Below are 25847 nucleotides of genomic sequence, written 5' to 3'. Positions count from 1 at the left end.
AGGCGCGCGCCGGAGCGACTTAAACACCAATGCCCGACCTCTCCCGCATCCTGTCCGCCAAGCAGCCGCTGACTTTCGCCAACCTCGCGCGGGGCGCGCAGCCGCTGGTGATGGCAGACCTTGCCCGGGCAGCCAAACGCCGCGCGGTGTTCATCGCGCCCGACGACAGCGCCATGCGCAGCATTGCGGATGCCGCGCGCTTCTTCGCGCCAGAACTCAGCGTGATCGAATTCCCCGCGTGGGATTGCCTGCCCTACGACCGCGCGAGCCCCGCGCTGTCGATCAGCACCCAGCGGCTTTCCGCGCTGCACCGCTTGCAGAGCGAGAAAGGCACGCCGCAATTGCTGGTCACCACGGCCAACGCCGTGCTCCAGCGAATGCTCACCCCGTTCCGCATCCGCGAGGCAGTGCGCGAACTCAAACCGGGCGTGCAGATCGGGCACGAGAGCCTGACACAGCTGCTGCAAAAGCAGGGGTACAGCCGCACAGATACGGTGATCGACGCAGGCGAGTTTGCGGTGCGCGGGTCGATCTTCGACATCTTCCCCTCCGGCCTCGAACAGGGCCTGCGGCTCGACTTCTTCGGCGACGAGCTGGAAAGCCTGCGCCTGTTCGATCCAAGCACGCAGCGCACCACCGGCACACTCGATTCCTTTCTCCTGCTGCCCGCCAGCGAAGTGCTGCTGGAGGATGCGACGATCAAGCGCTTCCGCGCGGGCTATCGCGAGCGGTTCGGCGCGAATGCCACGCAAGACCCCTTGTACGAAGCCGTCAGCGAAGGGCGGCGACAGGCGGGGATGGAACACTGGCTGCCCCTGTTCGAGGAAAAGCTGGCGACCTTGTTCGACCATCTGGGCGCGGACGATCCGGTGACCATCGATGTGGGCGCACTCACCGCGTTCGAGGAACGCCTTTCCGACGTCGCCGAATACCGCCGCACGCGCACCGAGACCGCCGGGCAGAAGGCGGGAAGCTACCGCCCGCTCGACCCGCAGGCGCTTTACCTGACCGAAGACGAGATCGGCGGCGTGATGGAGGACCGCCCGGTCCACCGCGCGACCGGATTCGACGAGCCCGAGAGCGACAGCGTGATCGATTTCGGCTTCCGCTCCGCCCGCGATTTCGCGCCCGAACGTGCGCGCGGCGACAATGTGTACGAAGTCGCAGCGGAGTACTTCAAGAAAGTCGGCAAGGCAGGCAAGCGCCCGCTCCTCGCCGCCTATTCCACCGGCAGCCGCTCGCGGATCACCTCGATCCTGGGCGAAGCGGGCACGAAGGTGGCGCTCGCCGAAAGCTGGCAGGATGCACTCGGCAAGTCCGCGAAGGGGACCCCGGTCGCGATGATCCTGCCGCTCGACAGCGGCTTCTCCAACGACGATATCGAGCTGGTTACCGAGCAGGACCTGCTGGGCGACCGGCTCGTCCGCCGCCGCAAGAAACGGCGCGATTCGGATGCTTTCCTAAGCGAGCTTCAGGCGCTCTCGCGCGGCGATCTGGTGGTCCACACCGAACACGGCATCGGCAAGTATCTCGGCCTCGAACCGATCAGCGTCGGCAAGTCCAAGCACGACTGCGTGATGCTGGAGTACAAGGGCGGCGACAAGCTCTACATCCCGGTCGAGAACCTCGAAGTCCTCTCCCGCTACGGCAGCAGCGAAGATGCGGTGATGCTCGACAAGCTGGGCGGCGAAGCCTGGCAGAAACGTCGCGCCCGCCTGCGCGAACGCATCCGCGAAATCGCCAGCGAGCTGATGCGCACCGCCGCCGAGCGCGCGCTGAAGAAAGCGCCCGTGCTCGAAGCCGAGGAAGCCAGCTTCAACCAGTTCGTCGACCGCTTCCCGTGGGAAGAAACCGACGATCAGGACGCCGCGATCGCCGATGTCCTGCGCGATCTGGAAAGCGGCAAGCCGATGGACCGGCTCGTCTGCGGCGATGTCGGTTTCGGCAAGACCGAGGTGGCATTGCGCGCCGCGTTCGTCGCGGCGATGAGCGGGCAGCAAGTCGCGGTGGTCGCCCCCACCACGCTGCTCGCGCGCCAGCACTACCAGAATTTCAGCGAGCGCTTCGCGGGCTTCCCGCTCAAGATCGGCCGCCTCAGCCGCCTCGTCCCCGCCAAGGAAATCACCGAGACTCGCGGGGCGCTGGCCGACGGAACGCTCGATATCGTGGTCGGCACCCACGCGATCCTGAGCAAGTCGACCCGGTTCAAAGACCTGGGGCTGGTGATCGTCGACGAGGAACAGCGCTTCGGCGTCACGCACAAGGAACGCCTCAAGCAGCTGCGCACCGATGTGCACATGCTCACGCTCACCGCCACGCCGATCCCGCGCACGCTGCAAATGGCGATGAGCGGGCTGCGCGAACTCTCGACCATCCAGACCCCACCGGTCGACCGCCTCGCGGTGCGAACCTACGTGATGGAGTGGGACGACATGGTGATCCGCGAAGCGCTGCTGCGCGAGCATCACCGTGGCGGGCAGAGCTTCATCGTCGTACCGCGCATTTCGGACATGGACCCGCTCCTCGAATGGCTGCGCGAGCATGTGCCCGAGGTGAAGGTGGTCCCCGCGCATGGCCAGATGAGCGCCAGCGAGGTCGAAGACCGGATGAGCGCGTTCTACGAGAAGAAGTACGACGTGCTGCTCTCGACCACGATCGTCGAAAGCGGGCTGGACATCAGCAGCGCCAACACGATCATCATCCACCGCGCCGACCGCTTCGGCCTCGCCCAGCTTTACCAGCTGCGCGGGCGCGTGGGCCGCGCAAAGCTGCGCGCCTATGCCTACCTGACCACCGCCGCCGACACCGCGCTTTCCGAAGTCGCGGAGAAACGCCTCAAGGTGCTGAGCGATCTCGACAGCCTTGGCGCAGGCTTCCAGCTCGCCAGCCACGATCTCGACATTCGCGGCGCGGGCAACCTGCTGGGCGACGAGCAGTCTGGCCATATTCGCGAGGTCGGCTTCGAACTCTACCAGTCGATGCTGGAGGACGCGATCCTCGCCGCGAAGGCGGGCGAGATGGGGCTGGAGAAGCCCTCCGAAGACATCAGCCCGCAGATCACGGTCGATGCACCGATCATGATCCCCGAAGACTACGTGCCCGACCTCGCCGTGCGCATGGCGCTCTACCGCCGCCTCAACCAGGCGAGCGACAAGGCCGAGATCGAAGGGCTGGCCGCCGAGATGATCGACCGCTTCGGCCAGCTACCGCAGGCAACGCAGAACCTCGTCAAGCTGATCGAGATCAAGCATCAGGCCATCGCCGCGAACATCGCCAAAATCGATGTCGGCGCGCGCGGCACGCTGGTCACCTTCCACAACGACGACTTCCCCGACCCCGCCGGGCTGCTCGCCTACGTGGACAAGCGCGCCGAGGCGGTGAAGCTGCGGCCCGATATGAAGCTGGTGGTCAACCGCGCCTGGCACGACCCGCAAAGCCGCCTCAACGGCCTGTTCCAGTTGACCAAGGGGCTCAGCGCAATTGCCCTGCGCGCGAAGAAACGGGAGAAGGCGCCGGCCTAGTCCCGTGCGCCTACCAGCTCCAAGAAATCCGCCTGCGTCAGCGGCTTCGCGCGCAGAAAGCCCTGGTACGCAGTGCAGCCTTCCTCCGCCGCGATTTCCCGCTGGCGTTCATTCTCGACGCCCTCGGCAAGGACTTCGAGGTCGAGCGCGCGCGCCATCGCCATCACCCCGCGCAGCACCGCGCGGTCGCGCGCATTCTCGGCCACGCCGTCGAGCATGATCCGGTCGAGCTTGATGATGTCGAGCGGCAGGTACTTGAGGTAGCCGAAATTGCAGAAGCCCGCGCCGAAGTCGTCGAGCGCGATTCGCACCCCGGCATCGCGCAGCAGGCCCAGCGATCGGGCGGCAAGGTCGAGGTCGCCGAGCAGCGCCTGCTCGGTAATCTCCAGCGTGATCCGCGCCGGATCGACAGCAAGATCGCCCATCATATCCAGCAATTCCTGCGGGAAGCGCGCGACCGCCAGATCGGCGGCGGTGATGTTGATCGAGCATTTCAGACCGGCCGGCCAGGCGAGTACCAATTTAAGCGCGGCCCCCACCACCCTGCGCGTCAGCTGCGTGGTCAGGTCGGCGCGCGCCGCGATCCGCAGCAGGGCTTCGCCGCCGACCGAGCCGAGCAGCGGCTGATTCCAGCGCACCAGCGCCTCGGCCCCGATGATCGCATCGTCGGCAATCGCGAATTGCGGCTGGAACTTGAGCGAGACGGCATTTTCGTCGAGCGCGCGGCGCAGCTCCGCCTCCACCTGCGTCGCGCCCATCCCGGGGGGCGTGTCTTCGCGATCGATCCACACGATCCGCCGGCCCGGTTCGCCCCTCAGCGCAATCTGCGCGTCGCTCAGCCTGCCGAGAATCCCTGCGGGATCGTCGCCCGCCAGCGCGCGGATCAGCGCGACATGCGGCCATAGCTGCGGCAGGGCGGTGCTTATCCCGCCAAGAGGCTGCGCGATCCCGTCGGCCAGCGCTTCGGCGAGGAACTGCCACCGCTCGCGACTGCACTCCTCACGCGTGGCGAGCAGGAACTTGCCGCCTTCGATCCTTGCGGCGAACCACTGCCCCTGCAAAAACTCGTCCTGCCCGAAATGGGTGATCCGCCGGGCGACCTCGGCCAGCGCGAAATCGCCCGCATCCGCGCCATGCGCCAGATTGACGCTGTCGAACCGGCCGAGCACCAGCAACAGGGCATGGACCCGCGCGTCGCCCGCCTGCAGCCAGTCACCCAGCTGCCGGCGCGCCGTGCCGGCATTGGCCAACCCTGTCAGCAGGTCCCGATCGTCGACGTCGTTCATCGCGCGCTTATCGCAATACCGCAGCGTTTCTGGAAGAGCGCACGCACCGACAATACCCCGGCGTCCCGCATCCATTGATTGCCAAGTGCATGGTAGCTGCCATAGGCAGGGCGTGATTGTGGCGAGAGGAGCCTGATGGCCGGGCAACCGACATACGAGCGGCTGGCGCTTGCGATTTCGAACTCCGCGCTGGCGCAGGACACTGCCGAGGCGTTGCGCGAAGCGCACGACTGGGTGCCGCTGGAAGAGGCGGACGCCGTCGTCGCGCTGGGCGGCGACGGCTTCATGCTGCAAACGCTGCATCGGATGCTCGACAATGAGCGAATCCTGCCCGTTTACGGTGTGAACCGTGGGACGATGGGCTTCCTGATGAACAAGCACCGGCCCAAGGGCGCGCTGATCGAACGGGTCAATCGCAGCCGCCCCGTCGGTATCTCTCCGCTGCGCATGGAAGCGATCACGCAGGACGGGCACACGCGCGTCGAATGCGCGCTCAACGAAGTCTCGCTGCTGCGCGAAACGCGCCAGACCGCGAAGATCGAGATCCTCGTCGACGGCAAGACCCGGATAGAGGAGCTGGTGGCAGACGGCGTACTGGTGGCGACACCTGCCGGATCGACCGCGTACAACCTTTCCGCCAACGGGCCGATCCTGCCGCTCGATTCGCAGCTGCTCGCCCTCACGCCGATCAGCGCGTTCCGCCCGAGGCGCTGGCGGGGCGCGATCCTGCCCGAGCGGGTGAAGGTGACCTTCCGCATCAACGAGCCTGCCAAGCGGCCCGTTGCGGCCGTGGCGGACCAGAAGGAAGTGCGCGACGTGGCCGAGGTTCACGTCGAAATCGCCCGCGATTCCGAGCTTACCCTGCTGTTCGACAAGGGCCATTCGCTCGACGACCGGATCGTTGCCGAACAATTTGTCGTCTGATTTGTTACGGGGGCTTGCGAAATTTTAAGCACCCCCATATAGGCCCGGGCCTGCCGACAAGGCTGCTCCCCGATAGCTCAGCGGTAGAGTAGGTGACTGTTAATCACTTGGTCGTTGGTTCGAATCCAACTCGGGGAGCCATTTTTTCGAGTGTGACCGCTCAAGGCCGCAGGCTTCCCCCCCGAGCGCCGCCTTGGTATCGATTTTATAAGTTGCCGTGCTGACTGCGAGAGCATGGGCTTCTGATATTGTCTAATGGTTGGAACCAAGCCAGCTAAGGCGCTCCATTGTTTGAGATCAATGCCAGTATGGCGTCCATATTAGCGTCACGATCCGGTGTGCCTGGAATCGCGTAAGCTAGCGCATCAACAGAGTTTCGATCGTCCGCAAAGATTTGGTGCCGTCCTAGCGCGTAAGCGTCAGAAATCGACGGCGCTTCTGACCGATAGAATACCATCTGACGAGCATAGACTTGGACCGCATAGTTCAAAGCATCGGCCTCCGCGGCACTCACTGAAAGGGTGAAGAGACGAGGGTCCGACGTATAAGACATGGGGCGGGTGAAGAGCACAGCCATCCAAGGCGTCAGCGGCACGAACATTTTTGGGCTATGCCAATGCTCACCGTTAGTTGTGAGATTGTTGTAAAAACCGTCTCCGAATAGAAATTCTCGTTCTGGGGAAAACGCCACAAGAGCCTTACCAAGGCCGCCTAGATTGCGAACAGCATTGCGAAGGGTGCGTTGAATGTTGGCGCCGATCAACGAGTTTCTCTCGCGCTCTGGTAGAGGGCCCCTTAGGTGCTCAGCCAGCGCAACGCCTTGTTCGCGATGCATTGGGCTACGCGCAGCAAGTGACACAAGGCATTCAATCAGTTGCGCGAATTGTTCGTCACTGGCTTCTTCCGCTTTGATTCTTTCCGCTAGGGGTCGATCAAATGGCGGACCACTGCGATCAAGGGTGTCCAGCCACTGGATGAGACTAGGGAAATTGTCGTCGGCATTCTGAAATTCGGATTCGAAGCTGCTATCCCACACGCTTCCCTTCTCTAGGTCTCCGCCTAGCTTAATCGCATGTCCGTTTCCGATCACCCCGAAGTTCTTCGGGACTGACCGGCGAACCGCTCCATCCGGAAGAAGCCAGTTCACACCGCCCTCTTGGTCAGCCCAATACGCCGAGACCCCCTCTGGCCACCAATGGTGTCGCTCTGACTTGATCTTTGCCATGGCGCAAAAACGTAGTAAAAACTTGCGCCGCTACAAGCGAGCGGTATGAATAACGATCAAAAAATTACGGGTCGCATTATTTTCCTACTCCGCCGCTTCCCATAAACCCTCGCGCGATGGCTCGTGTGCATCTGTCCTCTGCCCGTCCCGAAGGGGTGATTAGCGACCGCGCCGACTACTCGCAGGTTTTCTTCCCTAGGACTGTGTGTCAGGGCTCGGCAGGCGCAGCGCGCTAACCCGCGCACTTGCTGGCGTCACACCCCCACCAGCAACCGCACCCCCACCACGATCGTCAGCACAGCGGTCAGCCATGCGATTACCTGCGGCTTGAACAGGCGCACGGCGAACAGGCTGCCGATCTGGCCGCCGATCACCACTGCCAGCATAAGCGGCAGGCCGGTATTCGCCGCCGCGCCGAGAATTCCGAAACCGCTTTTGCCCAGCTGCCCGAAGAGGCCGAACAGCGAATTGACGAGGATGAACAGGCTCGCGGTTGCGGCGATGGCGCGGGGGGTGTTCCAGCGCACCAAATGCAGCAGGGGGGCGAGGAAGATGCCTCCGCCAATGCCCACCAGACCGGCAAGGTAACCGAGCGGCGCGGCGGCGATCAGCATCGCGCGCCCTCCCCTCGCGCTCGCGCCTTCGGCCGTCTCTCGCTTCGGTAGCAATAGCAGCGCCCCTGCCAGGCACAGGCTCGCACCCAGCAGCATCAGGAAGGCGCGCTCTCCGATCGGGGTCAGCCCACCCAGCAGTGCGGCAGGCGCGGCTATGGCCGTCAGCGCCAGCGCACCGCGCCAGGGCGTGATCCCGGCCCGCGCGAAACGGATCGAGCCACCGCTGACAACCACCAGGTTGCACAGGAGCGAGACCACCGGCAACAGCCGGTAGTCCATGCCCGAAAGCGCCAGCAGCGCGCTGTACGTCGATCCGCCGCCAAAGCCGACCGACGCATAGAGCAGCGCGGTTACGCAGAAAGCCGCGAGGAGGGCCGCGAAGCCTATACTGCGGTTCCCCTCATCGCGGCAGCCGCGCCGTGGCAGTGCTTGTACTTGTTACCCGAACCGCACGGGCACGGGGCGTTGCGGCTGATTTCCTGCCCTTCCCACGGATTCTCGGACGTGTTGCCCGGGCCCGCATTCGCGCGCGGCGAACCCGCCAGCGAGCCGAACATCGCCGCGTTGCGTTCTGATCCGTCGCCATCATTGCTGTCGTCGATCCCGGTCAGCGGGTCGATATGCCCGGTCAGGAAGTCGGGCAGATCGGGCAGCGAGCGCTGCGGCGGCGGCGCCACCCGCAGTTCGCGGGTCAGCAGGATCTGCGTAATGTCCTCACGCAGCGCATCGAGCATCTTCTCGAACAGGCCGAAGGCTTCCTGCTTGTATTCGTTGATCGGCGTCTTCTGCGCGTAGGCGCGCAGGAACACCACCTGGCGCAACGCGTCGAGCGTGGCGAGGTGTTCCTTCCAGTGATAGTCGAGCCGTTCGAGCAGGATGCTCTTCTCGACGCGCCGCCAGATCTGCGGATCGTTCTGCTCGATCTTGCGATCCATCACCGCGTCCGCTTCCTCGCGGATGCGTTCTTCGAACACTTCGGGATCGATCGAATCTTCTTCCATCCACGCGTCGATCGGCGGGGTCAGGCCGAGGATGTCCTGCACCCGCTGCTTCAGCCCGGCGACGTCCCACTGTTCCGGGTAGGAACCCGGAGGGCACGATTCGGCGACGATGGTGGAAATCGTGTCGTGCCGCATGTCGACCACAACGTCGTCGACCGCTTCGGAATCCATGATTTCCGATCGCTGTTCGTAGATGACCTTGCGCTGGTCGTTCATCACGTCGTCGTATTCGACGACCTGCTTACGGGTATCGTAGTTGCGCGCCTCGACCTTCTTCTGCGCGGTCTCGATCGCCTTGGAAAGCCACTTGGACCCGATCGCCTCACCATCGGCCAGGTTCGAGTTCATCATGCGGGAGAACAGCGTGTCCGGCCCGAAGATGCGCAGCAGGTCGTCTTCGAGACACAGGTAGAAGCGCGAAAGGCCGGGGTCGCCCTGACGTCCCGAACGACCGCGCAGCTGGTTGTCGATCCGGCGGCTTTCGTGGCGTTCGGTGCCGAGCACGAAGAGGCCGCCTGCTTCGAGGACCTTCGCCTTGTCCTCAGCGACCTGCGCCTTGATCTTCTCGATCGCCCGATCGCGTTCGGGCCCTTCGGGCATGTCGCCCACTTCGTCTTCGATCAGGAAGTCGAGGTTGCCGCCCAGCTGGATGTCGGTCCCCCGGCCGGCCATGTTGGTGGCGATGGTGACCGCGCCGGGGCGACCCGCCTGCGCCACGATATGCGCCTCACGCTCGTGCTGGCGGGCGTTGAGCACCTCGTGCTTCACGCCTTCCTTGTCGAGGAACTGGCTCAGCAGCTCGGACTTCTCGATGCTGACCGTGCCGACCAGCACCGGCTGGCCGATCTCGCTCTTTTCGCGGATCGCCTTGGCGATGGCCTGGAACTTGTCGAGCGTGTTCTTGTAGAATTCATCGTCTTCGTCGATCCGCTGGACCGGCACGTTGGTCGGGATCTCGACCACGTTCATCTTGTAGATGTCCCAGAATTCCGCCGCTTCGGTGGCTGCCGTACCGGTCATGCCGGAAAGCTTGGGATACATGCGGAAGTAGTTCTGGAAGGTGATCGAGGCCATCGTCTGGTTCTCTGGCTCGATCTTCACGCCTTCCTTGGCCTCGACCGCCTGGTGCAGGCCATTGGACCAGCGGCGCCCGTCCATCATGCGGCCAGTAAACTCGTCGATGATGACAACCTTGTTGTCCTTCACGATGTAGTGGTCATCGAGCTTGAACATCAGGTTGGCACGCAAGCCTTCGTTGAGGTGATGGACGACCTGCGTGTTCTCGACGTCGTAGAGGTTGTCGGTTTCGAGCAGGCCGCTTTCCGCCAGTCGCCGCTCGATTTCCTCCGCGCCATCTTCGGTCAGCGACACGGTGCGCGACTTCTCGTCGGTATCGTAGAAGCCCATGCCTTCTTCGGCGCCATCGGGAAGCGTGTCGTGATCGGCGACGAATTTCTTCACCACCTGATCGATCGTGACGTAGAGATCGGTCTTGTCTTCGGTCGGCCCGGAAATGATCAGCGGCGTGCGCGCCTCGTCGATCAGGATCGAGTCGACTTCGTCGATGATCGCGTGATTGAACGGGCGCTGCACCATCTGGCTGCGCTCGTGCTTCATGTTGTCGCGCAGGTAATCGAAGCCGAATTCGTTGTTGGTGCCGTAGGTGATGTCGGAACCGTAGGCTTCGCGCCGCTCGAACTCGCCGAGGTTGGGCACGATCACGCCGACCGTCAGGCCGAGCCAGCGATAGAGCTGCCCCATCCATTCGGCGTCACGCTTCGCGAGGTAGTCGTTCACGGTGATGACGTGGACGCCCTTGCCTTCGAGAGCGTTGAGATAGGTCGCCAGCGTGGCAACCAGCGTCTTGCCTTCGCCCGTGCGCATTTCGGCGATCTCGCCGCGATGGAGCACGATGCCGCCGATCATCTGCACGTCGAAGTGGCGCATGCCGAACACGCGCACCGATGCCTCGCGCACGGTGGCGAAGGCTTCGGGCAGGATATCGTCGAGCTTGGTGCCCGAGTTCAACGCCTCACGGAACTTGGCAGTCTGCGCCTGCAGCTCCTCGTCGGACATTGCCTGCATCGTGGGTTCGAGATCGTTGATCTGCGCGACGATCTTGTGGAGCGACTTGACGTAACGGTCGTTGGACGAGCCGAAGACGGATTTCATGACAGACTGGAACATGGAACGAATGGCCTTGGAATAAGCGGATTATGCGGAACGCGCCCTGGCACAGCAGTGCCGGGCGTTCGCGCGGATTGAATCGGATTTTAAGGGTTGGCGCTATTCCAGCGCGCGATCGGGACCCAGCTGGACGGTCGGCACGAAGACGACAGGACCGCGCGGCCGGCATACTTTCTCGAATACGATACGCCAGTCACGCAGACGAACGGTGGTGCGGCATTCGCACCGCGCATCGTCCTTCTTGGCATCGCAGACTTCGGCGGCCGAACGGCTCACCGAACTTTCGGCCATCATCGCATTCGCCGGAGCGCCGATGGCGATCAGACCGCTCAGGAAAGCGAGGCAGGTAAGTAGGAGCCGAAGCATGGAGCGCTACATAAGCGGTGCGCGGCGTCCCGTCCAGCCGCAAGCCGCTGCGTGCGCGTCCCAGCGGTCCTGTGGCGAGCGCCTAGCCGCGGCCGCTCGTTTCGCGAATCGCCGACTCCCACAAATCGGCCACATGTGCATCGCCGTAGCGCGCATCGATATGGTCGAGCCCCTCGGCCAGGCGGTCACGCTCTTCGGGCCAGTTGGACGCGTATCGCCACAGGCCGCCCTGCCAGTCGTCGATCGGGACGAAATCCTCCAATTCGCGATACGCCGGAAGCGAATCGGCCACCACGCCAAGGCCCGCACGAAGCGCGGTCGCGGGTCTGTTGATGGACTTGCCGAGGGTGAAACTGTTGCGCCCCACGGGGATGATCGCCACGCGGTGGGCACGAAGAGCGGGCAGAAATGCCGCAAGCGACCAGCCGATATAGTGAGTCGGGATACCGAATTCGGGGGCCATCCGACGGTAGGCGAGCCAGGTATTGCTGACGATGGTCAGCGTGATCGGGTGACGCTTCGCGAAAGCCTCCAGCTCGGGCATGCGTTCGCGCACATGGACCAGGCCCGCCTGTGCACCCGAACTGTTGCCGAACCAGACGCAGTGCAACGCATCCTGATGGCGGGCGAGGAAACGTCGCAGCCGCGCCAGCCGCCAGCGCTCGGCGAGCGAAGGTCGCAAGCCGGCGAGAAACTCCGTATTCTCGAGCAAATCGGGGACAACCTGGCCCGGCACGCCCGGCACCTGCTCGCTCAGCCGGTCAAGCAGCTCGGGCGTGGGTGCGGTGATCCGCGCCGCCCGTCCCAGCGCGGAAACCACTCGCCGCTCTGCCTCATCGTCACCCTCGGCCCGGGCTTTGGCCACCAGATTGTCGCACATGTCGTAAAGCACCGGCACGCCCGCCGCATCTGCCCGGTCCAGAACCCGATGGGCCGCACTCGTGAAACTCTTGGAGATGACGATGCAATCGAGCCCGTCGGGCGCCCGCGCCCCGTCGTACAACACGCATTCGTGCCCCCGCGCCTCCAACAGCGCCATCGGCCCATGCACCCGCAGGCGGGCGCTGGCGTGCTTGGGATTGGGGCGCTGGGTCTGCCAACCGATACGCATTCGGCCCTCGTCAAATGGCTGGGTGTCTCACTCGTCATGAAGGACACGGTGGACGATCCGGCCCCGGATAACGTTCACCAGCGCGAGTGCAAGGACGAAACGGACGCGCCCGTGACCCGATCCGCGCGATCGAACGGGCTTGCCTCGCTCCCCGCCCAAACCTAACCGCCGGAGCCATGGATCTCGCCCGCTCTCCGCTCGCCCGCCCCTTTCCCGATATCCCGCCGATCAACGGCGTGACGCTGCGCATTGCGCGGGCGCGGTACAAGGAATGGGATCGCTGCGACCTGACCTTCGTCGAACTTGCGGAAGGCAGCAGCGTTGCAGGCGTGTTCACGAAGAACGTGTGCTGTTCGAGCGAGGTCGAACTGGGACGCGAAAACGTCGCCAAGGGAACCGCGCGCGCGATCATCGTCAATGCGGGCAATTCCAACGCGTTTACCGGCTATCGCGGGCGCGAGGCGGTCGAGCAGATCATGGCGCAAGTCGCCGCGCGTCTTGGCTGCGAGCCTGCTGAGGTACTTGTCTCTTCCACCGGCGTGATCGGCGTGCCCTTGCCCAAGGACAAGGCGCGCGCGGGAGTCGAGGCGGCGCTGACTGCCGAGCCCTGCCGATGGGAAGATGCGACGAACACGATCGGCACCACCGACACCTTCGCCAAAGGCGCGCGTGCCAGCGCGATGGTCGGCGAAACCCGCATTGAGATCGGCGGGATCATCAAGGGTTCGGGCATGATCGCGCCCGACATGGCGACCATGCTCGGCTACGTGTTCACCGACGCGGCGGTGGAGCCCGTCTTCCTCCAGACGCTGCTGAGCGACATCAACACGCGCACGTTCTCCTGCATCACGGTCGACGGAGACACCTCTACCAGCGACACGGTGCTGGTGTGCGCGACGGGCAGGGCGGGACACGCACCGATTGCCTCTTTCGACGATCCAGGCGCGGATGCCTTTGCCGCAGCGCTGGAAGACGTCTGCCGCACGCTCGCGCAACTGGTGGTGCGCGATGGCGAAGGCGCGCAGAAGTTTATCGAGGTTGCGGTCACCGGCGCGGTCTCGGACGAGAGCGCGCGCCGCATCGGCCTCGCGATCGGCAATTCGCCGCTGGTGAAGACCGCGATTGCGGGCGGCGATGCCAATTGGGGCCGCGTGGTGATGGCGGTGGGCAAGGCAGGCGAACCCGCCGACCGCGACAGGCTCTCGATCGGTTTCGGCGGCCATTGGGCCGCACGCGACGGCCAGCCTGTGGCGGATTACCATGAGGCGCCGGTCGCCAACCATCTCAAGGGCCAGGACATCCGCATGGATGTCGACCTCGGAATGGGCGACGGCCGCGCGACCGTGTGGACCTGCGACCTGACGCATGGATACATCGACATCAACGCGGATTATCGCTCCTGAGGAGATAATCATGAGCGTACTCGACCGCGAAGTTCTGGCCCTGATGCGCGATGTGGCGGAGCGGATCATCATGCCGCGCCACCGGGCGCTCAAGGCGACCGAGATCATCGAGAAGGCGGACGACGACCTCGTCACCATCGCCGACCGCGAGGCGGAGGTCGCGCTGGCGGAAGGATTGGCGAAGCTCCACCCCGAAGCCGCCATCGTGGGCGAGGAGGCGGTGCATGCCGACCCGTCGGTGATGGATCGCCTGTCGGGCACGTGCTGGATCATCGATCCGATCGACGGCACCGCCAATTTCGCCAGCGGTAGCGGCCATTTCGGCATCATGATCGCGCTTGCCGAAGGCGGGGCGGCGCAGGCGGGGTGGATCTACGATCCGCAGCGCGACCGGCTGTGCGCCGCGCATCTGGGGCAAGGCGCAACGGTCGATGGTGAGCAGGTGCTCGCGCGCAGTAGCGGCGCAAATCCGCCGCGTCTCGCCGCGATGACGAAATTCATGGCGCCCGACCAGCGCTCGAGATTCGAAACCGAGATCTTGCCGCACTACACACCGGTGCAGGCGCCCGGCGCGGCGTGCGAGCAATATCCGCTGACCGTGCTGGGCGAGCACGATCTGGCGATCTACGAACGCACGCTGCCGTGGGATCACGCGGCGGGCAATCTGTTCCTGAACGAGGCGGGAGGCACCTGCCTGCGGCTAGACGGATCGCCCTACCGCGTCGACGACGGCCGCAGGGGCATGATCGGCGCAGCAAACCGCGCGCTGTACGATCAGCTGGTCGCGCGGCTGGCGGTCGCGGGCTACCAACCCGCGACCTGATAACCGGTCAGAGCTGCTGTTCGAGCCAGCCCTTGAGCTGGTTCTTGGGCGCGGCACCCTGCTGGCGCGCAACAACCTCGCCGTTCTTGAACAGGACCAGTGCGGGAATCGCCTGAATGCCGAGCTTGCTGGGCGTGTCGGTGTTTTCCATAATGTCCATCTTGGCGATGGTGACCTGATCGGTCAGCTCGTTGCTGATTTCCTCCAGCGCAGGCGCGATCATCTTGCACGGCCCGCACCATTCGGCCCAGAAATCGACAAGCACGGGCTTGTCGCTGTCGAGGACGTCGGTCTGGAAGCTGGCATCGGTGACGGTCTTGGTGGCCATAAGGCAATCTCCTGAGTCTTGGCCCCGTACTTAGGAAGTCTGGCGCGTCACGCAAAGTCGGAGAGGGGCAAGCTTGTCTGCTTGTCCCCCAAGCCGGGCTTGTGCTGCGCCAGCAGGTCTTCCGGCAAGGCGATCAAATGCGGGGCATGCGTGTAGAGCAAGGCTGCGGAAATGCGCCGTCCGGGATAGATGCTGGCCAGCGCAGAGGCATAGGCCGACATCTGCTTCAGCGTCGCGGCTGGCACCTGATCGAGCGATTGCGGCGGACGGCGGGTGGTCTTGTAATCAACCACCAGCACCGCGTCATCGCCCACGCACAGCCGGTCCAGCTTGCCGGTGACCACCTGCCCCTCGACCGTCGCGGCAAGCGAAACCTCGGCCAGCGCACCGGGCGCGAACAGGTCGGCGAAGTCCGGATTGTCGAGCACCGCGAGCGCCTGCGCGACCATCTGCGCGCGGACCTCTTCGGACAGCTCGCTCGCTTGCGATGCGAGCCACACGGTCGCCCGCTCCTCCCGAAGGTCGAGCGGGATATCGGGCAGGCGTTCGAGCAGGCGGTGGATCAGCGTCCCGCGCAGCGCAGCCTCGTTTGTCTGCGTGAGCCCCGGCGGATTGGGCGCAAGATCCTCGCCGACAGCCGACGGCGCCAGCGGGCGCGGCGGGCTCGGTTCGGCAGCGAGAGGCCGCTCAGCCCAGTCGGGCAGCTGCGGCAGACGATCTTCGCTGGCAGCGTCCGGCGCTGGTGCCGCGATGTCGCCCAAGGCGCCCAGATCGTGGCTCCCGCCCCAGATCGGATCGGCCAGCGGTTCCCCCTCGAACAGCGAAGCCGCAACCGCATACCAGCTCGCTTCGGGCACTTCCTTGTCGCTCGGCAGCAGCGCGCCGCCGATATAGAGCGCCTCCTCCGCGCGGGTCATTGCGACATACATCAGCCGCCAGTGCTCTTCACGCTCGCGGGCGGCCTTGGCTTCCTCGGCCGCAGCAACCGGCCCTGCCCGCGCTTCCTTGGGCAAGGGAGGCAGCGGAACCGGGCGGCCATCTTCCGTCGCCAGTTCCCCGGCCCGCGCAGGACCGCGATCGGAATTGCCGGTGGCATCGGCGAGGATCACGATCGGTGCCTGCAAGCCCTTGGAGCCGTGCGCGGTCAGCACGCGCACCGCATCGCCGCTGCCTGCAGCTTCGCGCTTCAATTCCTCGTCCGAGGCGTCGAACCAGTTGAGGAAGCCCTGCAGGCTGGCGGTATGCTCGGCGGTATAGGCAAAGGCTGCGCCGACCAGTTCGTCGATCGGATCGTTCGCTTCGCGACCCAACCGCGCGACCAGCTTGCGCCGTGCGTCCCACGGTCCGCTCAGCAGCCATTGCAGCAGCGCCTGCGGGGGCTCGTAGTCGACCCGCGCGAGCAGCGCGCGGAGGCGCTCGGCAGTTGCCATGCACAAGGGTGCGTCGCTGCGGCGGATATGATCCCACAGGCCGACTTGCCGCTCGCGCAATCCATGTTGCAGCAGATCGTCCTGCGACCAGCCCCCCAGCGGCGAGACCAGCAGGTTCGCCAGGCTGAGGTCGTCGCGCGGCTGCGCGGCGAAGCGCAACGCGGCCAGCAGGTCCTTCACCGCGAGCGGCGACCCGAGACGCAGGCGATCGACCCCGGCAACGGGCACGCCCGCCGCATGAAGCCGCGCCACGATCAGCCCGGCGAGCGCACGGCGCTTGCGGACAAGGATCATGATGTCGCCAGGGGTGGCCCGCCGATTGCCGCCCTTGGTCAGCGGATGGCCTTCGTCGAGCCATCCCTTGACCTGGGCGGCGATCGCATCGGCCATGCGGCGCTCGGGTGCGGGCAGCCAGGTTTCCGCGCCGTCTTCCTCGACCGCCTCGGGATCGTCGCTTTCCTGCGGGCGGATCGGCGCCCACAGCGTCACGCGGCCAGGCCGATCCTCGCCCGTGTGGTGGACCTCCTCGCCCGCCATCCCCATCGCCTCGGTCCCGACCTGTGCCACCGCCTGGTCGACGAAATCGAGGATGGTCTGCGAGGACCGGAAGTTCTGTTGCAGTTCGACCGGCTGGAGCGGGCTCAGCGGGACCAGCGGAACGTCGCGGGTCTCGCGCGCCAGTTCCTCCGCATTGGCGAGAGCCTGATCGATCGTCTGGCGATACTTTTCCCGCTGCGACAGGAACAGCTGCGGCTCGGTGCCCTGAAAGCCGAAGATTGCCTGCTTGTAGTCGCCCACGACGAACACGGTGCGCAGTCGTGCGCCCGCAGCGCCCAGCCCGTCGAAATAGTCCTGCGTCAGCGCGTCGATAATCGCCCACTGGCTGGCGTTGGTGTCCTGCGCCTCATCCACCAGAATATGATCGAACTCGCGGTCGAGCTTGTACCCGATCCACTGCGACATTTCCGATTTGCTCAGCAGTGCCGCCGCGCGCGCGATCTGGTCGTCGAAATCGACCAGCCCGCGCGAACGCTTCGCCTCGTCCCACTTCAGCGCGAACCGCCGCCCCAGCTCCAGCGCAGGCGCGAGGTATTCGGTCAGCGCCAGCAGGGCGTGCTTCTCACGGATCGCGTCGAGATTGGCGCGCACCGCCTCGACATTGCCCTCGTACAGCGGGTCACGCTTGGCGAGGTTGGTCAGGTTCTTCGGCTTGGAGCCATCGGCGACCAGCAGGCTGCCATTGAAGCACGCGAGTGTCGCCAACCGCTGCGTCGCATCTGCAGCAAGCCACGCGGAGACCGGCTCGGCAGCGTCGCGACCGCTCTTCGTGTTCCAGTCCTGCAAGGTGGCGAGACACGCCCGCAACGACGCGCAATCGAACGCATCGTCGGCACATTCCTGCGCCAGCGCCGCTTCGTCGAAGTCGCTCGGCAGTCCGAGCAGTTGCAACACCTGCGCACGCAGCGGGCTGCGCCAGCCGCCGGGATCGGCCCACAGCTCGCTCGCCTTGGCGCAGGCCATCAGCCAGCCCTTCGCGCCATCGGGGCCGAGGCGGAGGGACAGCATGGAAAGCGCGCTGCGATCGGTATCGTCGGCGTGTTCGACGAGGTCGGTCAGCACCTCACGCGCAAGCAGTTCGCGCGTGCGGTCGTCCATCGCCACGGTGCCCGGCTCCAGCCCCGCTTCCTCGGGGAAGGCGGCGAGCAGGTATTGTGCGAAAGCGTGGATCGTATCGATCCTGAGACCGCCCCCCGGGCAATCGAGCACCTTGGTGAACAGCGTGCGCGCCCGCGCCTGCGTATCGGGATCGAACTTCGCGCCGATGGCCCTGAGGTCCGCGGCCAGCGCGTCGGGCTTCATCCGCACCCAGCGCGCCAGCGTCTCGTTGACGCGGGTCGCCATCTCGGCCGCGCCCGCCTTGGTGAAGGTGAGACACAGGATCGAACCCGGCTCCACGCCCGGCTGCAACAGCAACCGCAGCACGCGGGCCGAGAGCACCTGCGTCTTGCCCGTCCCCGCACTGGCGGAGAGCCAGACCGAATGGCCGGGATCGGCAGCACGTCCCTGTTCGGGCAACAGCGGATAGAGCTTGCTCATTCGCTCTCCCTCCCCAGCCATTCCTCAAGCCGCATCAGCTGGTCGTAAGTCGCGTAGAGCTTCAGATCGGGGTTCGGGCGCGCTGTGAACGGCGCATCGCCGGTGATCCACGTGTCGAGCGCCTCGGTCAGGAAGCGGCGCGTTTCGGGAAGGAAATCCTCGGGCGGGATGCCGGTGCGCGCAGCCCCGACCTTCAGCGGCGTGGTGACATAGCCAAAGCCCGTGTCCGACTTCGCATCGCGACCCAGAGACCAGTATTCGAACCGCGTCGGCTCACCCTCGATCCCGCGATCCGCATAGGCCCCTTCGGCCAGCAGCAGCCCGAGCGTGCCGAGCTGGAGCGCGAAGCCTTCCTCCACCATCTTCTTCGACGGTGGCCCACCGGTCTTGTAATCGACGATGGCGTAGCTGCCGTCCGCCAATCGGTCGATCCGGTCGGCGGTGCCGGTGATCTCGATCCCGTTGAACAGGTGCCTGCCCTTCTCCTCGACCGCGACGATCCGGCGTTCGGGGTCGGCTTCGACCTGGTTGGCAATCCATTCGAGCGCGGCCATCAGGCGCGGCTCCCACAGCGCGCGGGTCAGGGGATGCGCGTCCATCGCGGCGAGGTGCTTTTCCGCCAGATCGGTCAGCGCGCCGCCCTGTTTGTGCCATTCCTCCAGAATCGCGTGCGCCAGAGTGCCCTGCCACGCTGGGCTGGGCTCTGCGTCGAGCGGGTCCATCTCGCCCAGATGCAGGATCGAGCGGGCGTAGAACTGGTACGGGTCGGACCGCAGCCGGTCGAGCGAGGTGGCGCTGATGCTGACCCGGCGCACTTCGACAGGCGGGCACGGCTCGGGAATTGGATAGGGCGGCGCGGGCTCGGCATCGCGCAGCGCGTGGACCAGCGCGGGCAATGCAGTCTCTTCGTGCCGGTCCGCCAGATCGCCCAGCAGCGCCTTGATCCGCAGGAAGAATCGCGACGGGATCGCGGGCCCATCCGCATCACGCTCCGCGCGCGTCAGCAGCACCTCTGGCGCGCCGAGCGCACCGGCAAGATCGTGCGCCGCGAGCCCGATGCGGAATTCCGCCCCCGGCACGCCGAGCGCGCGCAGCACCGGCGGCGCGAGCAGCGGATCGGGCGAGGAACCGCCCGGCCAGGTGCCCTCGTTCAGCCCAGCGCAGATAATCAGGTCGGCGCGCGCCATCCGGCTTTCGAGCAGGCCGTAGATCGCCACGCGCGGGTGCCCGCCATAGGCAGGGCGCACCGCAATCCGCTCCATCGCGTCGGACAGGACATCGTGCAGATCGCCCGGGTCGAGGACAGTCCGTGCGGCTTGTGCCTGCTGGCGCAGGCCTTCGACGAAGCTACCCAGCGCGCGCCCATCTTCGCGCGCCCAGATGCTCTCACCGCAGAAGCTTTCGAGAACGCGCGCCAGATCACCCAGCAGGTCGGCAAGCAGCGCGCCCTCGCCGCTCATCAGGGGTTCGAGGCGCGCAGCTACACCGTCCCACCACTCGACAACATCCGCCTTGGCAGCGATCGCCCGCAAAGGGCCGAGCCCCGGCGACGGACGCGGGCCGCGCAAGCGATCCTCGAACCGGCGCAGTGCATCGAGCCAGTCGGCACGCGCTCGGTCCGGGTTTTCGGCATCGCCAATCCCCATCGCCGGATGGCCGAGCAGCGCGATCAGCGGCACCGGCGCAGCATTCTCGGCAATCACCTGCGCGAGCAGCAGCATGGCCCGCCCCGCAGGTGTGTCGCCGAGCGGAGCGCCAGCCGAATCATCGGCCTGGATATCCCAGCGGCGCAGGTGGTGTACGATCCGGCTCGCCAGCGCGCGGTCGGGCGTGATGACCGCCACGCGCTGTTGCGGCGTTTCCAGTTTGCGGCGCACGGCGAGCGCAACCGCCTGCGCCTCCTCTTCGGGATTGCCCGTTTCGAGCAGTTGCACGCTCGCCAACCGCCGCTTCTCCGACGGTAGTTCGACCCAGCTCTTGCTCGCTTCGGGAGGCAGGAACAGCGCGCTGACCGCGTGGGTCCGGTCGGGGTTGGCCGCGCCGATGCCGCGCCGGTGCCATTGCTGCACCTCGCCGCGATTGACGCCCATGCGGTTCAGCAACAGCTTGAGGTGATATTGCGGGTGCGTCGGCGCGTCCCTGCGACCGATGATCTCGCCCTGGGGCTCGTCGGCCATACCTGCCCTGCCCAGTTCCTCCCATGCTTCGTCCGACAGCGAGAGGTCGAGGTCGGGCAGGATTACCGAGCCTTCCGGCAATTCGCTGACGACCCGCAGCAACCGTGCGAGCGCAGGTGCGGCGCTGGTAACACCCGCCGCGACGATCGGGGTTGCGGGAGGCTCAGCGCGCCAGCTTTTGGCGGCGTGGGCGAACAGCAGGTTGCGCCGGGTTGCCGCATCGACGCGGCCCATTTCGCCAAGTTCGACACGCCAGCGTGCCTGCACGCGCGCAAAGCGGCGCAGGCTGTCCTGCCAGTGTCCCGCAACCGAGCCGACCACATCGAGCACGCGCTCGCCCAGCAAATCCTCGGGCGCAATATCCTCGACCAGCAGGCGGTTCATCGTCTCGGCGATCATTCGCGCCTGACGGAACAGCGGCGGGCCTTCCGGCGCATCCGCTCCCATTTCCTCGGCCAGCAACGCCGCAAGCCTCAGCCAGCGATAGGTCGGGTCGACCGCTGGTCGAATATCGCTCGCCACCAGAGGATCGAGCAGCGGGCCAAGCGCTTCGTCGAGCGACAGATCGCCGATGGTGACCATGCGCGGCAGCAGCAGCCCGCCGCCGCCGCCTTCGCCCATGTGGCGGATGAATGCCTCGCCCACCGTACGGATCGCGCGTCCGCTGGGCAGCAGCAGGGTGAGGCGGGCGAGGCCCAGCCCGTCCTTGCCGTAGCGCGGCACCAGCCCCGCGACCAGGGCATCGGCGAACCCGCGGTGCGCCGCGATGGAGTAGACTTCGGGCCGCGTGGGTTCAGCCACGCGAGAGCGCCTCCTCGGTGGTGCGGATGGCCGCAGGCGTGCCAACTTCGAACCACTCGCCGTTGAAGGGAAGCGCGAACAGGCGGCCTTCCTCTATTGCGCGATCCCACAGGATATTGGTCGAGAATTTGCCCTCGGGCGCATCGCGCAGCAGCCGGTGCGAGACGAGCTGGATGCCGGTATAGACGAAGGGCGCGATCCGCCCCGGCTTGCGCCGCGTCACGCCGCCCATCGCATCGACGTGGAAATCGCCCGGCCCGTTGAAATTGCCCGCGCGCTTGTGCGTCACCACCAGCAACAGCGCGTCCATCCGCTCCGCATCCCAGAAGTCGGACAGCTCGACGAAGGCATTCACCGGCCCGTCGAGCCAGATATTGTCGGAGTTGAGACAGAAGAACGGATCGGCCAGCATGGGCTGCGCCTTGATCATGCCGCCACCAGTTTCGAGCAGCATGTCACGCTCGTCCGAAATCTCCACCTTCGGGCTGGTGCGTTCGGCAACATGCGCTTCGAGCGCATCGGCGAGGTAGTGGACATTGACCACCGCGCGCGAAACGCCCGCTTCGGCCAGCCGGTCGAGCGTGTGGTCGATCAGCGGCTTGCCCGCCACGCGCACCATCGGCTTGGGCATGGTCGCGGTGAGCGGCCGCATCCGCTTGCCCAGCCCTGCGGCCATCACCATCGCGGTGTCGCTGGCGAGCTTGGCCATCAGCCGACCGCTCCGTATCTGGCGCGTAGCTCGGCGGGGATGTTCGCGTCGAACCACTGCGCGACCGGAACCACCGCCGGGTGCGCCAGATCGCGTTCCAGCGCTTCCCACACGCGCGGGATCATTCCGAGATAGCGCGGCTTGCCGTCACGCTGGTTGAGGCGCGCGAAAATTCCCACGATCTTGGTGTTCCGCTGCGCACCGAGCCGGGCGTAATCGGCATCGAATTCCGGCCCGCAATCGGCCTGTTCGCGATAGCGGGCGAGCATCTTCGTCTCCAGCTCGGGCGACACGTCGCGCCGTGCATCCTGTAACAGCGAGACGAGGTCGTAGGCCGGATGGCCGACCAGCGCGTCCTGAAAATCGATGACACCCTGCTCGCTCGCGCCGTCCTCCGGGCGCAGCAGCATGATGTTCTCCGCGTGGTAATCGCGCAGCACGGTTACGCCCGGCCGTTGGTTCGCGGTCAGCGGAGCGAGCACATCGCGCCACGCCGCATCGAACCCGGCGGCGTCGACATCGAGGCCGAGCGCGGGGCAGTACCATTGGGTGAACAGCTGCGCCTCACGCAGGTAGGTCGCCTCGTCATACGGCGCAAATGGCCCGGCGGGCTTGCGATGCAGATCGACCAGCGTGGCAATCGCGCCCGCATAGGCTTCTTCCTCGCCGTGCGGATTCTCATCGAGCCAGTCGCGCATGCGTGCATCGCCGAAATCCTCGATCAGCACCCAGCCCTTGTCGAGATCTTCGGCGTAGATCAGCGGCGCGCGAATCTGCTGGTCGATCAGCCAGCGCCCGACATGGAGGAATTCGCGTGGTTCCTCGGGCGGCGGCGCATGCATCAGCATCGCGCTCTTGCCTTCATGGTGGAGCCGGAAATAGCGGCGGAAGCTGGCGTCGCCGGTCAGCGGAGCAATCTGCGCCCCCGCCCAACCGGCTGCGCCGAGGAATGTGTCGATACCGTCAGGCAATGTGCTCATGGCGCGCGTCCTAGCCAATCCGCCCCGCATTCGACAATCGCCTTGCGACCGTCATCGGCAAAAGACACCGCAATTCGAAGGCAGCCTGGCTCATGCGCGAAGCCACCGGCCCGCTCGGGCCATTCGGCAATCAGAACCGCGCCTTCGCGATAATCGTCCAGCCCCAGTTCTGCCGCTTCGGAGGGGTCGTCGAGCCGGTAGAAATCGGCGTGCGCGATGGGCGGGTTCGTCGCGTCGTACATTTCCACCAGCGTAAAGGTGGGCGAAGGCACCTCCCCTTCGTGCCCCGCCCCCCGCAGGATCGCCCGCGCCAGCGTGGTCTTGCCCGCCCCCAGCGGGCCGGAGAGCGATATGACGTCGCCCGCGCGCATGTTCGCCGCAATGCGCAGCCCGAAAGCCTCCATTGCTACAAGGTCGGGAAGGTCGACAGTCATCAGCGCGGCTTCCTCGGCAGCCAGAGGCTGACGCTTGTGCCGACACCCTTGCGCGATTGAATCTCGAACCGCCCGCCATGTGCCTCGATCAATTGTTTGGCGAGCGGCAGTCCCAGCCCCTGGCGACGCGAAGCGCCCTCGCTCCCGATCTCCGCCCGCATTCCGTCGAGCGCGCGCGCCAGTTCGCTGTCATCCATCCCGCGTCCGTCGTCCGAGATGACGATTCTTACACCCTGATCGTGCTTCGAAAGATCGACGAGAATCCGCCCCTTCTCGTCGCACGCTTCGATCGCATTATCGAGCAACTGACCGATAGCGCGCCCCAGCTGGCGCGGGTCCGCCGACAGCGTGAGCGACTGGCTGCCCGTCAGATCGAGCGAAAGGTTCTTCGCCTCGATCGCGTCTTCGCGCGCCCGGGCGACACCCGTAACGAAAGCCAGCAGCGACAAGTCCCGCGCTGCAATGGGCAGCAGGCCCGCCTCGCTCTGCGACAGGTCGAGCACGTTTTCGACCTGGTCGGTCAGCCGCGCGACCGATTCGAGGATCGCCGCCACGTATTCCTTCGCGCCATCGGTGAGCGGCCCGGCGACCTCCGCCTCCAGCAGCTCCGCAAAACCACCGATCGATGTCAGCGGAGTACGGAATTCGTATGACATGTTGGCGAGGAAGCGGGTCTTCACCTTGTCCGCCGCCTCCAGCGCCTCGGCCCGGTCGCGCAGCGCCATTTCGGCCTGTTCGTTGGCGGTCACATCGAGCGTGGTCAGCAGGCCATTGCCATCGGGTAGCGGAATGCCGGCGAATTCGATCGTCCGGCCATCGGCAAGCTGCAGACGCCCGGCGCGCTCCTTGCGGTCGAGCGTGGCGGAGCGGATCACCTCGCCCACGCCTTTCGCCTGCTTGGGCCGCGCCAGGTTGGGCTGGATCTCGGCGAGCAGCGTGTCGACCGATGGGTGTCTGTCGAGCGCTTCGGGTTCCAGCCCCCAGGTCTCGGGGAAGCTGTGGTTCCAGAGCTGCAGGGTGCCATCGGGAGCGAACACCGCGAGCGCTTCGAACAGGCTGTCGAGCATTGCGGTGCGCGTTCGCAGCAGGGTGTCGCGATTGGCGGCGATGGAAAGCTGTTCGGTCCGGTCCTCAACAATTAGCGCCAGCCCGCCATCGGGCATTGGCTGGCCGACCACCGCCAGATGCGTTCCGTCGGATAGCGGCCAGTCTTCCTCCTGAGTGTCGCCCGCCTCGAACCACGCAATGTGCTCCTTGCGCCAGCTGGGAAAATCGCGAACCTCGGTGATCCGGCCTTCGTCTCGCGCGTCGCTCAAAATCCTCTCGAACGCCGCTCCAATCGCGCCCGCACCGGGCCGAATCCCCAGCAGGCGGCGGAATGGCTGGTTGGCGAACGTCAGACGCCGCTGGCCATCGAACAGCGCCACGCCGACCGACAGACGATCGAGCATCGAGCGCTGCGCTTCGCGATAGGCGCGGTGCTCGCGCGCCTGGTCTTCCTGTTCCTGGATGTCGACCGCGTAACCTGCCACCCCTTCCTGACCCAATGGCAAGTCGGAAACGCGAAAGCGGCGGCGATTTCCATCGACGCTGGTGACGGAGACGATCCGCTCGACGGGTTCGCCGCTCTGCGATGCCTGCTGCGCGATCGCGCTAGGACTGACGCCGTCGATCGGCTCGACCAGTTCGATCTGCTCGTCGATCACGCGTTGCGCGCTGGCGGCACCGACGGCAGCGACATAGGCCTTGTTGACCAGTTGCAGCTGCATGTCCGGGTTGCGGAACCACATCGGGGTGGGTGCAGCCTCGATCAGGCCGACAAGCGCTGCGAAATCGGATTTGGAGCGCGCGGTTTCGTTCCGCATCTTGGCAAGTTCATGTTCGCTCTCGGAGAAATCGAACACCCAGATCAGCGCCGCGCCCCCGGGCGAGACTTGCGGATCGGCGAGGCTGCCGCGCAATGCGAGGCTGCGAGACGATCCTGGCAAGGTCACCGCCATACGGAACGGCGCGGCGGATTTCTGGGCGAGCCGCACCTTCTCGGTCAGTTCGTCGAGCTGCTCGCCGGTCAGTCCGCGGTCGGGATGTTTGGACAATTCGCTGAGGAACTGCGGCAGCTGCTCGAAGCCAAGCCAGTGCGCCAACCTCTCCGATCCCTCAAGCCGTCCATCGCTGCGAACGAGCAGGGCCGCCGTGGGTGCCTCGTCGAGCAGGCGACCCAGCCGCCTGGCCGTGCGCCGTGCCGCGTCCGCGCCGCGCGAGCGCGCCCCGGCGGCGATCATCAGCCACGCCGCAGCAGCGGTCCACGCCGCCAGCAATAGGCCCAGAAGTGCCAGCGCGGTTGAGCCAAGATCCATAAGAATCAGCTAGGCCCGGCAATGGTCGCTTGGCAACCACGCCGGGCCTGCAAGAGGGGCGAGTTTCCCCGCC

The 25847-nt window shown here is 65.8% G+C and carries 17 protein-coding genes and 1 tRNA gene; 5 read left to right on the top strand and 13 right to left on the bottom strand.

Annotation, left to right across the window (positions count from 1 at the left end; all coding sequences use genetic code 11):
- Window positions 1-29 precede the first annotated feature (29 nt).
- Complete coding sequence (gene mfd, locus AAG591_RS02790) at window positions 30-3521, top strand: transcription-repair coupling factor (RefSeq protein ID WP_342529424.1); 3492 nt, start codon at window positions 30-32, stop codon at window positions 3519-3521.
- On the opposite strand, the gene AAG591_RS02785 is transcribed toward mfd, so the two are convergent.
- Window positions 3518-4807, bottom strand: coding sequence for an EAL domain-containing protein (locus AAG591_RS02785; protein WP_342529423.1), 1290 nt, complete (start codon window positions 4805-4807; stop codon window positions 3518-3520). The genes mfd and AAG591_RS02785 overlap by 4 nt on opposite strands.
- 135 nt (window positions 4808-4942) lie before the next feature.
- Here AAG591_RS02785 and AAG591_RS02780 point away from each other — a divergent pair, with 135 nt between their 5' ends.
- Complete coding sequence (locus AAG591_RS02780; RefSeq protein WP_342529422.1) at window positions 4943-5731, top strand: NAD kinase; 789 nt, start codon at window positions 4943-4945, stop codon at window positions 5729-5731.
- Between the two features lie 66 nt (window positions 5732-5797).
- Window positions 5798-5872: transfer RNA gene (locus tag AAG591_RS02775), tRNA-Asn, on the top strand.
- 133 nt (window positions 5873-6005) lie between these two features.
- Here the strand turns inward: AAG591_RS02775 and AAG591_RS02770 are convergent.
- The 5 genes from AAG591_RS02770 to AAG591_RS02750 all read right to left on the bottom strand — a co-directional run bounded on the left by AAG591_RS02770 (window position 6006) and on the right by AAG591_RS02750 (window position 12235).
- Complete coding sequence (locus AAG591_RS02770; protein ID WP_342529421.1) at window positions 6006-6956, bottom strand: hypothetical protein; 951 nt, start codon at window positions 6954-6956, stop codon at window positions 6006-6008.
- Between the two features lie 254 nt (window positions 6957-7210).
- Window positions 7211-7957: a sulfite exporter TauE/SafE family protein gene (locus tag AAG591_RS02765; protein ID WP_342529973.1), complete on the bottom strand. Its 747-nt coding sequence runs from the start codon at window positions 7955-7957 to the stop codon at window positions 7211-7213.
- Window positions 7954-10758, bottom strand: coding sequence for a preprotein translocase subunit SecA (gene secA / locus AAG591_RS02760; protein WP_342529419.1), 2805 nt, complete (start codon window positions 10756-10758; stop codon window positions 7954-7956). Before secA ends, AAG591_RS02765 begins: the two co-directional genes overlap by 4 nt.
- 99 nt (window positions 10759-10857) lie before the next feature.
- A complete protein-coding gene (locus tag AAG591_RS02755) occupies window positions 10858-11124 on the bottom strand; it encodes a hypothetical protein (protein ID WP_342529418.1) in 267 nt (88 codons plus the stop codon).
- Window positions 11125-11206: 82 nt separating this feature from the next.
- A complete protein-coding gene (locus AAG591_RS02750) occupies window positions 11207-12235 on the bottom strand; it encodes a hypothetical protein (RefSeq protein WP_342529417.1) in 1029 nt (342 codons plus the stop codon).
- 176 nt (window positions 12236-12411) lie between these two features.
- Between AAG591_RS02750 and argJ the strand changes: the two genes are divergently transcribed.
- Window positions 12412-13638 carry a bifunctional glutamate N-acetyltransferase/amino-acid acetyltransferase ArgJ gene (gene argJ / locus AAG591_RS02745; RefSeq protein WP_342529416.1) on the top strand — a complete coding sequence of 409 codons (1227 nt, stop codon included), beginning with the start codon at window positions 12412-12414 and terminating at the stop codon, window positions 13636-13638.
- 10 nt (window positions 13639-13648) lie between these two features.
- Window positions 13649-14461: an inositol monophosphatase family protein gene (locus AAG591_RS02740; RefSeq protein ID WP_342529415.1), complete on the top strand. Its 813-nt coding sequence runs from the start codon at window positions 13649-13651 to the stop codon at window positions 14459-14461.
- A gap of 7 nt (window positions 14462-14468) precedes the next feature.
- Here the strand turns inward: AAG591_RS02740 and trxA are convergent, their stop codons facing one another.
- The 7 genes from trxA to AAG591_RS02705 are packed head-to-tail and all read right to left on the bottom strand — an operon-like array spanning window position 14469 to window position 25774.
- Window positions 14469-14789, bottom strand: coding sequence for a thioredoxin (trxA, locus tag AAG591_RS02735; protein ID WP_342529414.1), 321 nt, complete (start codon window positions 14787-14789; stop codon window positions 14469-14471).
- Window positions 14790-14836: 47 nt separating this feature from the next.
- Window positions 14837-18316 carry a double-strand break repair helicase AddA gene (gene addA, locus AAG591_RS02730; protein WP_342529413.1) on the bottom strand — a complete coding sequence of 1160 codons (3480 nt, stop codon included), beginning with the start codon at window positions 18314-18316 and terminating at the stop codon, window positions 14837-14839.
- A complete protein-coding gene (locus AAG591_RS02725) occupies window positions 18313-21294 on the bottom strand; it encodes a PD-(D/E)XK nuclease family protein (RefSeq protein ID WP_342529412.1) in 2982 nt (993 codons plus the stop codon). The genes addA and AAG591_RS02725 overlap by 4 nt, the downstream gene beginning before the upstream one ends.
- Window positions 21287-22003 (bottom strand): nucleotidyltransferase family protein, encoded by a 717-nt coding sequence (locus tag AAG591_RS02720; protein ID WP_342529411.1) that lies wholly within the window; start codon window positions 22001-22003, stop codon window positions 21287-21289. The genes AAG591_RS02725 and AAG591_RS02720 overlap by 8 nt, the downstream gene beginning before the upstream one ends.
- A complete protein-coding gene (locus AAG591_RS02715) occupies window positions 22003-22983 on the bottom strand; it encodes an aminoglycoside phosphotransferase family protein (RefSeq protein ID WP_342529410.1) in 981 nt (326 codons plus the stop codon). The genes AAG591_RS02720 and AAG591_RS02715 overlap by 1 nt, the downstream gene beginning before the upstream one ends.
- Window positions 22980-23417 carry a tRNA (adenosine(37)-N6)-threonylcarbamoyltransferase complex ATPase subunit type 1 TsaE gene (gene tsaE / locus AAG591_RS02710; protein ID WP_342529409.1) on the bottom strand — a complete coding sequence of 146 codons (438 nt, stop codon included), beginning with the start codon at window positions 23415-23417 and terminating at the stop codon, window positions 22980-22982. The genes AAG591_RS02715 and tsaE overlap by 4 nt, the downstream gene beginning before the upstream one ends.
- Window positions 23417-25774 carry a PAS domain-containing sensor histidine kinase gene (locus AAG591_RS02705; RefSeq protein ID WP_342529408.1) on the bottom strand — a complete coding sequence of 786 codons (2358 nt, stop codon included), beginning with the start codon at window positions 25772-25774 and terminating at the stop codon, window positions 23417-23419. The genes tsaE and AAG591_RS02705 overlap by 1 nt, the downstream gene beginning before the upstream one ends.
- Window positions 25775-25847: the final 73 nt, after the last annotated feature.

This window comes from Citromicrobium bathyomarinum (assembly GCF_038594485.1).
In the GTDB taxonomy this organism is placed as follows: Bacteria; Pseudomonadota; Alphaproteobacteria; order Sphingomonadales; family Sphingomonadaceae; genus Alteriqipengyuania; species Alteriqipengyuania bathyomarina_A.
The sequence above is the reverse complement of the archived record's forward strand: the minus strand, read 5'-3'. Positions and strand labels throughout refer to the sequence as shown.

Coding starts and splice junctions, on each gene's coding strand:
- mfd (WP_342529424.1), top strand. CDS start 30: ATGCCCGACCTCTCCCGCATCCTGTCCGCCAAGCAGCCGCTGACTTTC.
- AAG591_RS02785 (WP_342529423.1), bottom strand. CDS start 4,807: ATGAACGACGTCGACGATCGGGACCTGCTGACAGGGTTGGCCAATGCC.
- AAG591_RS02780 (WP_342529422.1), top strand. CDS start 4,943: ATGGCCGGGCAACCGACATACGAGCGGCTGGCGCTTGCGATTTCGAAC.
- AAG591_RS02770 (WP_342529421.1), bottom strand. CDS start 6,956: ATGGCAAAGATCAAGTCAGAGCGACACCATTGGTGGCCAGAGGGGGTC.
- secA (WP_342529419.1), bottom strand. CDS start 10,758: ATGTTCCAGTCTGTCATGAAATCCGTCTTCGGCTCGTCCAACGACCGT.
- AAG591_RS02755 (WP_342529418.1), bottom strand. CDS start 11,124: ATGCTTCGGCTCCTACTTACCTGCCTCGCTTTCCTGAGCGGTCTGATC.
- AAG591_RS02750 (WP_342529417.1), bottom strand. CDS start 12,235: ATGCGTATCGGTTGGCAGACCCAGCGCCCCAATCCCAAGCACGCCAGC.
- argJ (WP_342529416.1), top strand. CDS start 12,412: ATGGATCTCGCCCGCTCTCCGCTCGCCCGCCCCTTTCCCGATATCCCG.
- AAG591_RS02740 (WP_342529415.1), top strand. CDS start 13,649: ATGAGCGTACTCGACCGCGAAGTTCTGGCCCTGATGCGCGATGTGGCG.
- trxA (WP_342529414.1), bottom strand. CDS start 14,789: ATGGCCACCAAGACCGTCACCGATGCCAGCTTCCAGACCGACGTCCTC.
- addA (WP_342529413.1), bottom strand. CDS start 18,316: ATGAGCAAGCTCTATCCGCTGTTGCCCGAACAGGGACGTGCTGCCGAT.
- AAG591_RS02720 (WP_342529411.1), bottom strand. CDS start 22,003: ATGGCCAAGCTCGCCAGCGACACCGCGATGGTGATGGCCGCAGGGCTG.
- AAG591_RS02715 (WP_342529410.1), bottom strand. CDS start 22,983: ATGAGCACATTGCCTGACGGTATCGACACATTCCTCGGCGCAGCCGGT.
- tsaE (WP_342529409.1), bottom strand. CDS start 23,417: ATGACTGTCGACCTTCCCGACCTTGTAGCAATGGAGGCTTTCGGGCTG.
- AAG591_RS02705 (WP_342529408.1), bottom strand. CDS start 25,774: ATGGATCTTGGCTCAACCGCGCTGGCACTTCTGGGCCTATTGCTGGCG.